Origin of the sequence: Massilia timonae (assembly GCF_001866515.1) — a bacterium.
GTDB lineage: Bacteria > Pseudomonadota > Gammaproteobacteria > Burkholderiales > Burkholderiaceae_D > Telluria > Telluria timonae.
Window position 1 is genome coordinate 2,192,168 of the sequence record NZ_JRYB01000001.1, and the last position, 14,458, is coordinate 2,206,625.

Genomic DNA, 14,458 nt, shown 5'->3' on the forward strand with positions numbered 1-14,458 from the left:
GCTCCTGGCCGGTTACGGTTGCAAACTACGGTTGCAAACGCTGGCGCGTCCAGCCGCCGTCTTCCCGCCGCTCGTAGACGATGCGGTCATGGAAGCGCGAACGCCGGCCTTGCCAGAATTCGATACGGTCGGGGATCAGGCGGTAGCCGCCCCAGTTGTCGGGACGCGCCGGATCCTCGCCGGCCCCCTGCGCCACGACGTCGTAGTTCTGTTCGAGTTGCGCACGGCTGGCGATCGGCGCGCTCTGATGCGAGGCGATCGCCGACAGCCGGCTCTTGAGCGGACGGCTGCGGAAATAACGGTCGCTTTCGTCAGGCGTCGTGCGCTCCACACGACCTTCGATGCGTACCTGGCGTTCGAGTTCGCTCCAGAAGAACAGCAATGCGGCGACACTGTTTTCGCGCAAATCCGAACCCTTCTTGCTGTCGTAATTCGTGTACCACGAGAAGCCGCGCGCATCGAATTGCTTGACCAGCACGATGCGCGAGCTCGGGCGGCCATTGGCGGCCACGGTGGACAGCGACATTGCGTTGGGTTCGTTGACCTCGGCCTTCAGGGCCTGCTCGAACCACGCCGTGAACTGGTCGATCGGGTCGTCCAGCACGTCGGCTTCGTCGAGGCTGGCCTGGCCGTAGTCCTTGCGCAGATCGGCCACGGCCTGGCCCAGGGCCGGTGACAGCGGCGTAGTCGCAGGTGTTCCCGATGCGGCGATGCCGCGCCGCAGCTGCATGGCCTGGCCCAGGCGCGCCATCTGCTCCGGCGAGAACAGGCGCAGCGCCATCGGCGCAATATTGCTTTCCTCGCGCTCCATATGGGAGGTATAGCTGGCCACGAAGCGCCGCACCTGGCTTTCCGACAGCACCGTGCCCGTGCCTTCGGCAATGGCGGTCAGCTGCTCGTGCAGGTCTTGCCACAGCGCGTCCATATCCTTGTGGTCTTGCAGGATGGTCGGCGCCAGCGCCTGCAGGATGGCGGCGTCGTCGCCCTGGGCGGTGGCGCGCAGCATCGGGATCAGGTCTTGCTCTTCGTCGTCGTGGTGCAGGTGGGCGGCCTTGTCGAAATAGCGCAGCACCGCGCCCGCCGCTTCGCGCGCCTGGTCGTCGGCGCCGTGCTGGGGCAGGTGCGCCAGCAGCTTTTCTAGGGTCGCGAGCTGCTTGCGGATGCGTCCGTGGCAATGCTTGAGCACGGCGATCGGTTGATCGAAATCGGGGGCGGTGTCGGGCAGCAGCGAGCTCATGGCAATCCAGTGGCATTTTAGTGACACGCGACAAGTTTGGCGCACCACTATTTGGTTATCTAAGAGGTATTTTAGTGCAGATGCGAAAGTGCTGTCCGCTACAATATTGGGATGAACCAGATCAACACTCAGCTCTTTTCGGCAACGTTGGACGAAGAAGTCGACTTTGCGCGCCGCTTCGGCGGCATCGCACGCCTGTACGGTGAGCGTGCGCTGGAACGTTTCCGCGCGGCGCACGTCTGCGTGATCGGCGTCGGCGGCGTCGGCTCGTGGGTGGTCGAGGCGCTGGCGCGCAGCGCGGTCGGCCACCTGACCCTGATCGACCTCGACAATGTGGCCGAGTCGAACATCAACCGCCAGATCCAGGCGCTGTCGTCGACCGTCGGCATGGCCAAGATCGAGGCGCTCAAGCAACGCATCGCCCAGATCAATCCGTTCTGCCAGGTCACGCTGGTCGAGGATTTTATCGACGTCGAGAATATCCCGGCAATGATCGCCGACAAGAATTTCGATTATGTCGTCGACGCGATCGACAGCGTGAAACCGAAGGCGGCCCTGATCGCCTGGTGCAGCGCCAACAAGATGCCGCTGGTGGTGGTGGGCGGCGCGGGCGGCCAGATCGATCCGACCAAGGTCGAGATCCGCGACCTGGCCCGCACCGAGCAAGAACCGCTGCTCAAGAAAGTGCGCAAGATCCTGCGCGCGCAATACGGCTTTTCGCGCGGCGAAAAGCAGAAATACCATATCGACGCCGTGTTCTCGATGGAACCGCTGCGCTATCCCGATGCTGGCGATGCCTGCGCGGTCGATCCGAACAGCATCACGGGTCTGAACTGCGCCGGTTTCGGTTCGAGCATGGTCGTCACCGCGACCTTCGGCATGGTGACGGCCGGCCAGGTGCTGCGCCGGCTGGCTGAGGCGGCGGTTGCCGCCAAGGCTGCAGAGGCGGCCCTGGAGGCCAGTGCGGTCCCGGCAGGGCAAACTGTGCAAGCCGAAGCGGCCTTGTTATCATAAGATTGTTGCAACCGTCCGGTTGCCTATTCTTGGAAGAGCACTCATGATTCGTCGATCCGCATTCATTGCACTGCTGCTGGCCGCCGCGAGCGTCCAGGCGCAGGAAGGCGCGCAGGACGCCAGCAAGCCGACCACCCAGCCGCCGCCGGACGTGCAGCAGTCGAGCACGCCGCCGGTCGCGCCGCCTGACAACCAGGTCCCGGCGCCGGTGGCCGAGGCCCCGGCGCCCCAGGTCGAGATCGTCGACCGCGTGGTCGGCACCGGCAAGGAAGCGACGCTGGGCAGCAATGTCGTGGTCAACTACTCCGGCTGGTTCCACAAGCCGCTGGCCCGGCAGCAGCGCGGCCGCAAGTTCGACTCCTCGCTCGAGCCAGGCCGCGAGCCGCTCGAGTTCCAGCTCGGCGCGGGCCGCGTCATCAAGGGCTGGGAGCAGGGCGTGGCCGGCATGAAGGTCGGCGGCAAGCGCACCCTGATCATCCCGAGCGCGCTGGCCTACGGCAAGCGCGGCGCGGGCGGCGGCGTGATCCCGCCCGATTCCGACCTGATCTTCGACGTGGAACTGCTGGACGTCCGATAACGTCAAAATTTGTTCGACAACGGGAGGCGGCATGAGAATCGCGAACGATGTCACTGAACTGATTGGCAATACCCCGCTGGTGCGCATCCGCAAGCTGGCGATGGAGAGCAAGGCCGACCTGGTCGGCAAGCTCGAATTCCACAATCCCGCGCACAGCGTCAAGGACCGCATCGGCCTGGCCATGATCGAGGCCGCCGAGGCGGCCGGCCTCATCACCCCCGACACCACGGTCGTCGAGCCCACCAGCGGCAACACCGGCATCGCGCTGGCGATGGTGTGCGCGGCGCGCGGCTACCGCTGCAAGCTGGTAATGCCCGAGACCATGAGCAACGAGCGGCGCATGCTGCTGCGCGCCTACGGCGCCGAGCTGGTGCTCACGCCCGGCAGCGAGGGCATGCTGGGCGCGATCCGGCGCGCCGAAGAGATCGTCGCGAACGATCCGCGCGCCTTCATGCCGCAGCAATTCAACAATCCCGCCAACCCCGAGGTGCACCGCCGCACCACGGCCGAGGAAATCTGGCGCGACACCGATGGCAAGATCGACATCCTGGTCGCGGGCGTCGGCACCGGCGGCACCATCACCGGCGTCAGCGAGATCATCAAGCAGCGCCGGCCCGGCTTCCAGGCGATCGCCGTGGAGCCCGAGGCGTCGCCGATGCTGTCGAAAGGCACCAAGGGCCCGCACCCGATCCAGGGCATCGGGGCCGGCTTCGTGCCGCAGGTCCTGAATACCGCGTCCTACGACGAAGTCATTTGCGTGAAGAACGAGGATGCCTTCGAGACGGCGCGCGCCGCAGCGCGCGAGGAGGGGCTGCTGGTCGGCATCTCGTCGGGCGCGGCGCTGTGGGCCGCGATCCAGGTGGCGCGCCGGCCGGAGAACGCGGGCAAGCTGATCGTCGTCATCATTCCCTCGTTCGGCGAGCGTTACCTCAGCACGGCCTTGTACGCCAATCTGGCGGGATAATCGTCTTCAACGCGTCCTGGTCAGTGCGCGTGGCCCTGCAAGGTGCAATGGTGGTGGATCGTTCCCTGTTCCACCTGCAGCGTGCAATGGTGGATCGCATAGTCCTTGCGCAGCGTGTGCTCAATGGCGTCGAGCGCCGCGTCGCCCGGATAGCCGCCCGGGATCACCAGGTGGGCGGTGAGCGCGGTCTCGGTCGTGCTCATGGCCCAGATATGCAGGTCATGGACCTCGGTCACGCCGGGCTGGCCGGCCAGGAAGGCCTGCACCTTGCCGGCGTCGACGTTCGGCGGCACGGCCGCCATCGACAGCTGCACCGACTCGCGCAGCAGCGACCAGGTGCCGATCACGATCACTACCACGATCCCCAGGCTCACGATCGGATCGATCCAGGTCCAGCCCGAATACATGATCGCCAGGCCCGAGATGACCACGCCCAGCGACAGCGCGGCGTCGGCCGCCATGTGCAGGTAGGCGCCGCGGATGTTCAGGTCGCCCTTGCTGCCGGCTAAAAACAGCCAGGCCGAGAAGCCGTTGATGACGACGCCAATGGCGGCCACGATCGAGACCGTGGCGCCGGCCACCGGCGCCGGCTCGGCGATGCGCTGCACCGCTTCCCAGGCGATGGCGCCGCAGGCCACCATCAGCAGCAGGCCGTTGCCCAGCGCCGCCAGGATCGACGAGCCGCGCAGGCCATAGGTGTAGCGGCCCTTGGGCGCGCTCTTGGCCAGCAGGGCGGCGCCCCAGGCCAGCATCAGGCCCAGCACGTCGGACAGGTTGTGGCCGGCGTCGGCCATCAGCGCGGTGGAGTGGGCGATGAAGCCGTAGGTGAACTCGACGATGACGAAGGCCAGGTTCAGGCCGATCGCCAGGGCGAAGGCGCGGCCGTGGCCGTCGGGCGAGGGCATGTGGTGGTGATGGTGCCCGAAGCCATGGGAATGGCCGTGATCGTGACCGTGGTCGTGGTCGTGATGAGCGTGTCCGTGCTGGTGGTCGTGTGCGTGGTTCATGCGTCCATTCCGTTGGCGGGTTCGGCGATGTGTTCGAACATGGTGGAGAGCAGGCTGCTGATGTGGGCGTCGGCAGCCGAATAGAAGACCTGCTTGCCCTGGCGCTCGGCCTTGACGATGCGGGCCGCGCGCAGCAGGCGCAGGTGGTGGCTGACCAGGGAGTTGGACAGCGTCAGGCTGGACGCGATATCGCCCACCGCCGTCGGCTGGGCCAGGCAAGCCAGCACGATGCGCAGCCGGGTCGGGTCGCCCAGCAGGTGGAACAGGTCGGCCAGCTGGCCGATCGCTTCCTCGGGCGGCGGGGCGATGGGCTGGGCGGGCGGGTGTGCGGTCGTCAAGGGTGGCTCTAACATGTGAATAGATGTTCATATGTTAGGCGAAAACAACCGCGCCCGGCAAGCGCGGTCGTGTTCAGTGTCGTTTCCTGTCGATCGGCTGACCGTCGTCGTCGCGCTCTTCGAGCTGCCCCAGCCCGAGCTTCTGCAGCTGCGGCAGGATCTTGCGCCGCTCGCCGACCGCCACCACGATCATCCGCTCCGGATCGAGATACTCCCGCGCGACTCGCTGCACGTCTTCCATGCCGACCTGCGCCAGCTGCCGCGCCAGACTGTCGTAGTAATCCGGCGCCAGGCCATACACGAACAACTCGGTCAGGCTGGCGCCGATGTCGGCATTGGTCTCGAACTGGCCCGGCAGCGACAGCAGCTGGGCGTTGCGCGCCGCGTCGAGTTCGGCCTGCGACAAGGGTTGTTCGCGCATGGCCGCGATCTCGCGCAGGATCTCGCGCACCGACTCTCCGGTGGCGTCCTGCTGCACGCTGGCCTCGACCGAGAACGGCGCCGGGGTGCGGTCGTAGTCGAAGTGCGAGTAGATGCCGTAGGTATAACCCCTGGTTTCGCGCAGGTTGTTGTTCAGGCGGCTCGAGAACATGCCGCCCAGCGCGCCGTTCATCACCTGCAGTGCCGGGAAGTCGGGCGTGTCGCGCGCGGGTCCCATGCACGCCACCTGCAGCGCCGTTTGACCTGCGTCCGGCTGGTCGACCAGCACCAGGCGCGCCGGCGTGGGCCGGGTCTCGGCCGGCTTCACCTCGGGCGCGGCGGCGGCCGGCCAGGCGCCGAACTGCGCCTCGGCCAGCGCTTCCAGCTCGGCGCGCGTGATGTCGCCGGTGACCACCAGCGCCGCATTGGACGGCACGTAGTGGCGCTTCCAGAAGCCGGCGATGTCCGCGCGCGTGGTGGCGCGGATCGCGCCTTCCAACCCCAGCTGGCCATGGGCCTTCGGATGGCCGCTGCCGAACAGGGCGCCCGCCGCCGCCAGCGCCGCCACCGTCTCGGGGTCGTCGCGCTGCTGCGTCAGGGAGCCCAGGCGGTCCTGCCGCTGGCGCTCGATCTCGGCCGCCGGGAACGACGGATGCTGGACGATGTCGGCCACCACCTCGAGTGCGCGCGCGAAGGTCGCGCGCAGGGCCAGCAGCGACACGGTCGAGACGTCGTCGCTGCTGCCGGTGTCCATGAAGGCGCCCAGTTGCGCGATCTCGTCCGCGATGTCCAGGGCGCTGCGCGTGGCCGTGCCTTCTTCCAGCATCTGGGCCGTGAAGCCGGCCAGGCCGGGCAGCTCGACCGGATTGGCCGCGCCGCCGCTTTTCACCACCAGCTGGCTCGAGACCAGCGGCAGCGCCGGATTGTGGTGGTGGATCACGGTGAGGCCGTTCCTGAGCTTGAAGGTCTCTCCGCGCGGCAGCTTCACCTTCGGCGTGGGACCGGCCACGGGCGGCGTCGCGCGCCACGGCTCGGCATCGTTGAGCGCAGCCTGGGCGGACTGCGGCGCCGCCGCCCTGGGCGCCTTGGGCGCGCGCGGATCGTCGACCTTCGGCTTGCCGGGCACGCCGGTCACCACGGCGCGCGCGTCCGGCTTGAGCCAGGCCTGCACCGCGCGCTGCACGGCGGCGGCGTCGATGGCGCGCAGGCGCGCCAGGTCCCTGGCCAGGTAGCCCGGGTCGCCCGTGTACAGGTTGTAGTGGTTGAGCTGCTCGGCCAGGCCGTCGCCGCCGAGTTTTTCGAGCGACGCCAGCAGGGCCGTTTCCAGGCTGTTGCGGGCGCGTTCCACTTCGCGTTCGGTCGGGCCGTCCTTGCGCAGACGCTCCAGCTCGGCGTCGATCGCCGCTTCCAGTTCCTGCGGCGTGTGGCCGGCGCGCGCGGTGACGTCGACCACGAAGGTCGAGCCCAAGGCCAGCGAAGTCTGGGTGCTCGACACGTCTTGCGCGATCTGGCGTTCGTACACCAGCGATTTGTACAGGCGGCTCGACTTGCCGCCGCCGAGGATGGTGGCGGCCACCGCCAGCTCGGCGTCGCCCGGCTGGTAGGCGGCCGGCGTCAGCCAGCCCATGAACACGCGCGGCAGCTCGACCCGGTCGCGCACCACGACGCGGCGCTCGGCCGTGATCGGGGGCGTGACCACCCTGGGACGCACGACGTCCGGCCCGCGCCGCAGGCTGCCGAAGTAGCGCTGCACCAGTTCGCGCGTCTTGCCCTTGTCGATGTCGCCGGCGATCACCAGGCTGGCGTTGTTGGGGCCATAGTAGTCGGTGAAGAATGCGCGCACGTCTTCCAGCCGCGCGCCCTGGATGTCGGCGTGCGAGCCGATGATCGAGGCCGCATACGGGTGGCCCTTGGGGAACAGCGTCTGCAGCAGCGCTTCCTCGACGAGGCCATACGGCTCGCCCTCGACGGTCTGGCGGCGTTCGTTGCGCACCACGTCCTGCTGGTTGCTCAAGGCCTGCTGGTCGAGCACGTCCAGCAGGTAGCCCATGCGGTCGGCATGCACCCACAGCGCCAGCTCGAGCTGGTTGCTCGGCACCGTGTCGTAGTAGCTGGTGCTGTCGAAGCCGGTGCCGCCATTGCTGTCGGTCGCGCCGGCGCCTTCGAGCAGGCGGTCGGCCTCGCCGCGCGGGATGTGGCGGGTGGCCGCGAACATCATGTGCTCGAACAGGTGGGCGAAGCCGGTCAGGCCGGGCGCCTCGTTGGCCGGGCCCACGTGGTACCACAGGTTGACGGCCACGATCGGCAGGCGCTTGTCCTCGACCAGGATCAGCTGCAGGCCGTTGGGCAGCACGGTTTTTTCGAAGGCGATCGACGGGACCGGCGCCGAGGCGGGCGCCAGGGGCGGCTCCTGGGCCTGGCCGGACGCCGCGGTGGTGGCCGACGCCGTGGCCAGCATCACCGGGACCATCAGGGTGGAAATATTCAAATACTCTCCGTAATTCAATGACAACTGCCGATGCCGCGGTCGAGCGTCGCCCCGGCCGGCACCCGCTCGGGTTCGGCGGCCAGGAATTGCCACTCATAGCCGTCCGCCAGCAGCCGCAAACGCAGCACGCCGTCGAAGCTGGCTTCGCGCACCTCGCTATTATCCCGGATACGCAGGAAAGGCGTGGCGTAGGCGCCGCCGGTGCCGACCACGAACTGGCGCAGGCCGCGCGCCCGGTCCGGCCGCCCCCGGGCATCCTGGGGCGCGAAGCGCTCGTAGTCGTGGTCGTGGCCGGACAACACCAGCTCGGCCCCGGCCCGGTGCAGGATGTCCCAGGCATCGGTCATGCGGCCCGGGCCGCGGTGGCCGCCGGAACTGAAGGAAGGATGGTGCCAGAATGCCAGCGTACAAGAGGCGGTGCTGTTTTCCAGCTCGGCGCGCAGCCACGCCAGCTGGGTCGCGTGCCGTTCGCCTTGCAGGTTGCTGTTGAGCGAAACGAGCAGCCACGAACCCAGGCGCAGGCTGTAATAGCCATTGCCGTCGACCCCGCGCGCACGGTCACCGAAGTAGTCGAAATAGGGCAGGGCGTCCTTGGTGTTGTACTCGTGGTTGCCCGGCGTCGGCCAGGTGCGCTCGCGAAAGCGGCCCCAGGTCGGGGCGTAGCAGTCGGCGAATTCGCGCGTCGTGCCATTCGGATAAGTGTGGTCGCCCAGGGTCAGCACCACGGCCCTGGGGTCGGCGCGCAGCGCCCATTCGACCAGGGTCGCGGTGGCGGCGGCGCCCGACCAGCGCGGGTCGGGATGCTTGCAGCGCGCGATGTCGCCGGCCGCGTAGACCGTATGCGCCGCGGATGAAGCGTGGGCCGGCGCTGCATGGGGCGCTGCATGGGACAGCCCAAGCGCTGCGCAGGCCAGCGACAACAGGATGGCGCCCGCGGCCGGGCAGCGCAGCGCCATCGCCGGTCTTACTCGACGAAGCGCAGGATGCCGCGCAGCGCGTGGGCGATGGCCTGCTCGCGCACCGCCTCGCGGTCGCCGGGGAATACCAGGCGCTCGGTATGGACATGGTCGCCGCGCGCCCAGCCGAAGCACACGGTGCCGATCGGCTTGCCGGGCACGGCGCCGGTCGGGCCGGCGATGCCGGTGGTCGAGACGCCGATGTCGGCATTGCTGTTGGCCACGGCGCCCGCGGCCATGGCGGCGGCCACTTCTTCGCTGACCGCGCCGAACTGGGCGATCACGGCGTCGGGCACGTCCAGCATCTCGTTCTTGGCGGTGTTCGAATAGGTCACGAAGCCGCAGTCGAACCAGTCGCCCGAGCCGGGGATGGCGGTGAGCGTGTAGGCGATGCCGCCGCCGGTGCAGGATTCGGCGGCGGCCAGCATCATTTTCTTGGGGCCGAGGGTGTCGCTGACTTTCTGGGCAAGATCGATGAGTTCGTTCGTCACGTGGGTCTCCTTTGCAAGCCGCCGGCCGGGCGAGTGCCACGTCGGGAAACCGGTCGGACTTGCTTCATTCTAGCGCGCTGCGCGAGCGCACGGTGAGCAAACGGCAGGCCAAAGTTTCAAAAATTGCTACCCAAACCGCAAGCGAACGTTTACAGTGCCAGCCGCATTCTCATCCCGGCCCGGCTTGATAAATGTTTCGTGCGACACACAGCACAAGCGTGCTGCTATGCTGGGATGATCGATTTCTCGTCTTTGTTAGAACTTTTACATGCCGCGCATGCGTTCCCGTGAGCGGTCCGTGGAGGAAGCATGAGCCGCCAGCGCTCTATCCGCAAGAAGCTGGTGGCGGTGGTGATGACGACCACGTTCGTCGCGCTGCTGGTCTCGATCGCCATCGTGATCGGCTATGACTTGCGCAGTTACCACCGCGCCCTGGTCAACGACCTCTCGACCCAGGCCGAACTGGTCGGCCACATGACGTCCGCCGCGCTGAGCTTCGACGATCCGCGCCTGGCCAACGAGAACCTGGCGCTGCTGCGCACCAGCCCCCTGGTGCGCGCCGCCGCCATCTACGATTTCCAGGGCAAGCTGTTCGCTTCCTACGCCGCCGCCGGCGAGCCACGCGATATTCCCCAACGCCTGGACGCGGCGAGCCTGCCCGGCGAAAACAGCGCGGAACTGGTGGTGCGCCAGCCCATCGTCGAGAATGGCGACACGGTGGGCACCGTCGTGCTGCGCGCCGAGAACCGCCTGCTGGCGCGCACCATCGACTATCTCGCGATCGCGGCCGGGGTGACCCTGCTGGCGATGGCGATCGCCTACCTGCTCATGTGGCGCCTGGGCCGCGGCATCACCGAGCCGATCATGGCGATCAGCGAAATCGCACGCGAGGTGGTGGCCACGCGCGACTATTCGCGCCGCGCGCCGCGCATCGGCGACGACGAGGCGGCCGAACTGGCCGACTCCTTCAACGCCATGCTGACCGAGATCGAGGGCCGCACCCGCGAGCTCGAGGGTTCGCACAGCACCATCCTGAGCGAAGCCCAGCAGCGCACGCGCGCCCAGCAGGAAGTGATGCGCCTGAACGAGCAGCTGGAACAGCGCGTCGACGAACGCACCCTGCAGCTGGCGCTGGCCAACGCCGAACTGGCCAACGCCAACGAAGAGGCGAAGAGCGCCAACCAGGCCAAGTCGGCCTTCCTGTCCTCGATGAGCCACGAGCTGCGCACGCCGCTCAACGCGATCCTCGGCTTCGCCCAGATCCTGACCTCCGACACGCTGCCCTCGACCCTGGAGCAGAAGAAGGAATTCGCGAACCACATCCTCAAGTCGGGCCGCCACCTGCTCACCCTGATCAACGAGATCCTCGACCTGGCCAAGGTCGAATCGGGCACCATCACGCTGTCGATGGAACCGGTGGCGCTGGCCGACATCCTGCTCGAAGTGCGCACCATGATCGAGCCGATCGCCGCCACCCGCAAGGTGCGCGTCCTGTTCCCGGCGGTCGACGGCGCGGTGGTGATGGCCGACCGCACGCGCCTGAAACAGGTGCTGCTCAACCTGTTGTCGAACGCGGTCAAGTACAACCGCGAAGAGGGCGCGGTCGTCGTCTCCTGCGAGCAGTCGGGGCCGGAGCGCCTGCGCCTGTCGGTGCAGGACACCGGCCACGGCCTGAATCCGGAGCAGCTGGCCAACCTGTTCCAGCCCTTCAACCGCCTGGGACAGGAAGCCGGCGCCCAGGAAGGCACCGGCATCGGCCTGGTGGTGACCAAGCGCCTGGTGGAACTGATGGGCGGCGAGATCGGCGTCACCAGCAGCCCGGGCGTGGGCAGCGTGTTCTCGATCGAACTGGGCAGCACCGCGCCGCTGGCGTCGGCGCTGCCCGAGCGCGGCCCGGAGGCGCAGGCGGCGCCGAGCGCCCCGCCCGCCGAAGGCGAGCCGCACCTGGTGCTGTACGTCGAGGACAACCCGGCCAACCTGCGGCTGGTGGAGGAAATCGTCGCCTTCCGGCGCGACCTGAGCCTGCTGTCGGCCCCCGACGGCCACCTCGGCCTGGAGCTGGCCAAGGCGCACCGCCCGGACGCCATCCTGATGGACCTGAACCTGCCGGGGATGAGCGGCTTCGAGGTGCTGCGCCAGTTGCGCGCCGATCCCGAGACCACCTGGATCCCCGTGATCGCGCTGACAGCCAACGCCATGCCGCGCGACATCGAGCGCGGCATGGCGGCGGGCTTCCACCGCTATCTCACTAAGCCGATCGACATCGACAAATTCACCGAAGCGATCAACAGTACGCTGGCGCAGCAGCCCGGGACGGGCCAGCCAGGCGAAAGGAAGGCCAGATGATTTCCCTGTCCGACATCCGGCGCGCGCGCATCCTCGTCGTCGACGACGAGCCGGTGAACGTGCAGCTGCTCGAATACCTTCTCAAGACCACCGGCTACGAGAACGTCAGCTCCACCTACGATCCGCGCCAGGTGGTGGCGCTGCACCTCAAGCACCGCTTCGACCTGATCATCCTCGACCTGCACATGCCGGGCATGGACGGCTTCGAGGTGATGGAAGCCCTGAAGCCGCTGGAAAGCGATTCCTGGCTGCCGGTGCTGGTGGTGACGGCCGAGCCGGACAAGAAACTGGCGGCGCTCGAAGCCGGCGCGCGCGACTTCATCGGCAAGCCCATCGACACGGTCGAGGTGATGACGCGCATCCGCAACCTGCTCGAGGTGCGGCTGCTGCACCGCGAATCGATCGACTACGGCAGCCAGCTAGAGCGCCAGGTGCGCGAGCGCACCGCCGAACTGGCGCGCTTTCGCGGCGCGATGGACGCCACGCCCGACGCCCTGTTCCTGATCGACACCGCCAGCATGGCGATGGTCGACGTGTCGGAAGGCGCCTGCCGCATGCTGGGTTTTTCGCGCGACGCGCTGCTGCGCATCGACCCGGTGGCGCTGGGCCTGGCCACGCGCACCCAGCTCGAACGCCTGCTGGGCGGCGGCCCCGCCCACGATGGCGAGTCCGAGTCCGAGGCCGACATCGTCGAGACCGAGCTGCTGCGCGCCGGCGGCGAAGGCTCGGTGGCGGTCGAGATCAGCTGGAAGCTGCAGGAACAGGACGTCGGGTACGCCGCGCAGCGCATGCTGATCGCGGTGGCGCGCGACATCAGCGAGCGCCTGCAGGCCCAGGAAAACCTGCGCCATGCGGCCAGCTACGACGCCCTGACCGGCCTGCCGAACCGCACCCTGTTCTTCGAAAACCTGCGCGACACCATCGAGCTGGCCCAGGACAAGAACTGGCGCGTGGCGGTCCTGTGCATCACGCTCGACCGCTTCAAGGTGATCAACGACACGCTCGGCACGCGCGGCGGCGACGAGCTGCTGCGCCAGTTCAGCACGCGCCTGGTGCGCTGCGTGAAGGTGCGCGATTCGGTCGGCCGCCTGGGCGGCGACGAGTTCGCGCTGATCCTCACCATGCCGCGCGAGCAGCAGGACGCGGTGAACATGGCCAACGACGTGCGCGATTCCCTGCGCCTACCGTTCGACCTGCACGGCCAGCCGGCCGCGCTGACGGCCAGCATCGGCATCGCCATGTACCCGGACGACACGACCGACCCGGGCGCGCTGGTCAAGTACGCCGATACCGCCATGGTGCGCGCCAAGGAGGCCGGCCGCGACGGCTACCGCTTCTTCACCGCCGGCATGAACGTGCAGGTGCTGGCGCGCCTGGACCTCGAGCTGGCCCTGCGCGGCGCGCTCGAAGATTCCCAGTTCGTGCTGCACTTCCAGCCCAAGATGGAATTGAACACCGGCCGCATCGCCGGCACCGAGGCCTTGCTGCGCTGGCACCGCCCCGGCTACGGCCTGGTGTATCCGGCCGAATTCGTGCCGGTGATGGAAGAGACGGGCCTGGTGGTGCGGGTCGGCGACTGGATCATCGACGAAGCCTGCCGCCAGATCGCGGCCTGGAACGCGGCCGGCGTGCGCGACGTGCGGGTGGCGGTGAACGTGTCGAGCCGCCAGTTCGTCGAGGGCGACCTGGAGGGCGTGATCAAGGACGCGCTGGCGCGTCACGACGTCGAACCGGGACTGCTGGAGCTGGAGCTGACCGAAAGCGCGCTGATGCAGAACGCCGAGCGCACCACCGAGGTGCTCACGCGCCTGAAGGCGCTCGGGATCCGCATCGCGATCGACGATTTCGGCACCGGCTACTCGAGCCTGGCCTACCTGAAGCGCTTCCCGATCGACAAGCTCAAGATCGACATCGCGTTCGTGCGCGACATCGTCAACAATCCGGACGACGCCGCCATCGCGCTGGCCATCATCAGCATGGCGCACAGCCTGCACATGCAGGTGATCGCCGAGGGCGTCGAGACGCGCGCCCAGATGGCCTACCTGCGGCGCCACCGCTGCGACCAGATCCAGGGCTTTTATTTCTCGCGCGCGCTGCCGGCCGACCAGCTGGCCGAGATGGTGCTGTCCAACCGCGCCAAGCCCGAAGAAAAGCAGACCGCCGACGACAAGGTGCAGACCCTGCTCGTCGTCGACGACGACCCGAACGTGCTCACCGCGCTGCACCGCCTGTTCCGGCGCGACGGCTACCGCGTGCTGACCGCGTCGTCGCCGGCCGAGGGCTTCGAATTGCTGGCGCTGTACCGCGTGCACGTGATCCTGTGCGACCAGCGCATGCCGGTGATGAGCGGCACCGAGTTCCTCAGCAAGGTCAAGGAGATGTATCCCGAGACCATCCGCATCATCCTGTCGGGCTATACCGGGGTGGACTCGGTGCTCGATTCGATCAACCGCGGCGCGATCTACCGCTTCTACACCAAGCCGTGGGACGACCAGCAGCTGCGCGACAATGTCCGCCTCGCGTTCCGGCATTACTGGATGACGTACGGGCCGTATGACGACCGCAAGACGCCGCGCGAGGAAGACCAGCGCGGCGAGGCGGCGGCCTAGGGTCTGGCTTG

Annotated in this window: 11 protein-coding genes; 5 read left to right on the plus strand and 6 right to left on the minus strand. The window is 67.9% G+C overall.

The window, feature by feature from the left end; translation table 11 throughout:
- Window positions 1-25: 25 nt before the first annotated feature.
- Window positions 26-1,237, minus strand: a complete 1,212-nt coding sequence (gene pdxH / locus LO55_RS25785) for a pyridoxamine 5'-phosphate oxidase (protein ID WP_083415272.1) — start codon at window positions 1,235-1,237, stop codon at window positions 26-28.
- 111 nt (window positions 1,238-1,348) lie between these two features.
- Between pdxH and tcdA the strand changes: the two genes are divergently transcribed.
- From tcdA to cysK, 3 genes are read left to right on the plus strand one after another with little or no spacing between them, the layout of a single operon-like run.
- Window positions 1,349-2,251 (plus strand): tRNA cyclic N6-threonylcarbamoyladenosine(37) synthase TcdA, encoded by a 903-nt coding sequence (gene tcdA, locus LO55_RS09505; protein ID WP_071361273.1) that lies wholly within the window; start codon window positions 1,349-1,351, stop codon window positions 2,249-2,251.
- A 43-nt stretch (window positions 2,252-2,294) separates the two neighbouring features.
- Window positions 2,295-2,828, plus strand: coding sequence for an FKBP-type peptidyl-prolyl cis-trans isomerase (locus tag LO55_RS09510; RefSeq protein WP_005665028.1), 534 nt, complete (start codon window positions 2,295-2,297; stop codon window positions 2,826-2,828).
- A 31-nt stretch (window positions 2,829-2,859) separates the two neighbouring features.
- On the plus strand, window positions 2,860-3,792 hold the full coding sequence (gene cysK / locus LO55_RS09515) for a cysteine synthase A (protein ID WP_071361274.1): 933 nt from the start codon (window positions 2,860-2,862) through the stop codon (window positions 3,790-3,792).
- 20 nt (window positions 3,793-3,812) lie between these two features.
- Here the strand turns inward: cysK and LO55_RS09520 are convergent, their stop codons facing one another.
- From LO55_RS09520 to LO55_RS09540, 5 genes are read right to left on the minus strand one after another with little or no spacing between them, the layout of a single operon-like run.
- Window positions 3,813-4,799: a cation diffusion facilitator family transporter gene (locus LO55_RS09520; RefSeq protein WP_071361275.1), complete on the minus strand. Its 987-nt coding sequence runs from the start codon at window positions 4,797-4,799 to the stop codon at window positions 3,813-3,815.
- Window positions 4,796-5,152, minus strand: coding sequence for an ArsR/SmtB family transcription factor (locus tag LO55_RS09525; protein WP_177185513.1), 357 nt, complete (start codon window positions 5,150-5,152; stop codon window positions 4,796-4,798). The genes LO55_RS09520 and LO55_RS09525 overlap by 4 nt, the downstream gene beginning before the upstream one ends.
- Window positions 5,153-5,210: 58 nt before the next feature.
- Complete coding sequence (locus LO55_RS09530; protein WP_071361276.1) at window positions 5,211-8,045, minus strand: M16 family metallopeptidase; 2,835 nt, start codon at window positions 8,043-8,045, stop codon at window positions 5,211-5,213.
- 14 nt (window positions 8,046-8,059) lie between these two features.
- Window positions 8,060-9,001: a metallophosphoesterase family protein gene (locus tag LO55_RS09535; protein WP_071361277.1), complete on the minus strand. Its 942-nt coding sequence runs from the start codon at window positions 8,999-9,001 to the stop codon at window positions 8,060-8,062.
- Window positions 9,002-9,009: 8 nt separating this feature from the next.
- Window positions 9,010-9,492 (minus strand): CinA family protein, encoded by a 483-nt coding sequence (locus LO55_RS09540; protein WP_083415273.1) that lies wholly within the window; start codon window positions 9,490-9,492, stop codon window positions 9,010-9,012.
- A gap of 309 nt (window positions 9,493-9,801) precedes the next feature.
- Here LO55_RS09540 and LO55_RS09545 point away from each other — a divergent pair, with 309 nt between their 5' ends.
- Window positions 9,802-11,838, plus strand: coding sequence for a sensor histidine kinase, YfiR-like protein-associated (locus LO55_RS09545; RefSeq protein ID WP_071361278.1), 2,037 nt, complete (start codon window positions 9,802-9,804; stop codon window positions 11,836-11,838).
- Window positions 11,835-14,447, plus strand: coding sequence for an EAL domain-containing protein (locus LO55_RS09550; protein WP_071361279.1), 2,613 nt, complete (start codon window positions 11,835-11,837; stop codon window positions 14,445-14,447). The genes LO55_RS09545 and LO55_RS09550 overlap by 4 nt, the downstream gene beginning before the upstream one ends.
- Window positions 14,448-14,458: the final 11 nt, after the last annotated feature.

Bases quoted from the DNA above. Each gene is read 5' to 3' on its own strand.
- LO55_RS09535 (WP_071361277.1), bottom strand. From the start codon at position 9,001: ATGGCGCTGCGCTGCCCGGCCGCGGGCGCCATCCTGTTGTCGCTGGCC.
- LO55_RS09550 (WP_071361279.1), top strand. From the start codon at position 11,835: ATGATTTCCCTGTCCGACATCCGGCGCGCGCGCATCCTCGTCGTCGAC.
- LO55_RS09525 (WP_177185513.1), bottom strand. From the start codon at position 5,152: ATGTTAGAGCCACCCTTGACGACCGCACACCCGCCCGCCCAGCCCATC.
- LO55_RS09545 (WP_071361278.1), top strand. From the start codon at position 9,802: ATGAGCCGCCAGCGCTCTATCCGCAAGAAGCTGGTGGCGGTGGTGATG.
- pdxH (WP_083415272.1), bottom strand. From the start codon at position 1,237: ATGAGCTCGCTGCTGCCCGACACCGCCCCCGATTTCGATCAACCGATC.
- cysK (WP_071361274.1), top strand. From the start codon at position 2,860: ATGAGAATCGCGAACGATGTCACTGAACTGATTGGCAATACCCCGCTG.
- LO55_RS09520 (WP_071361275.1), bottom strand. From the start codon at position 4,799: ATGAACCACGCACACGACCACCAGCACGGACACGCTCATCACGACCAC.
- tcdA (WP_071361273.1), top strand. From the start codon at position 1,349: ATGAACCAGATCAACACTCAGCTCTTTTCGGCAACGTTGGACGAAGAA.
- LO55_RS09510 (WP_005665028.1), top strand. From the start codon at position 2,295: ATGATTCGTCGATCCGCATTCATTGCACTGCTGCTGGCCGCCGCGAGC.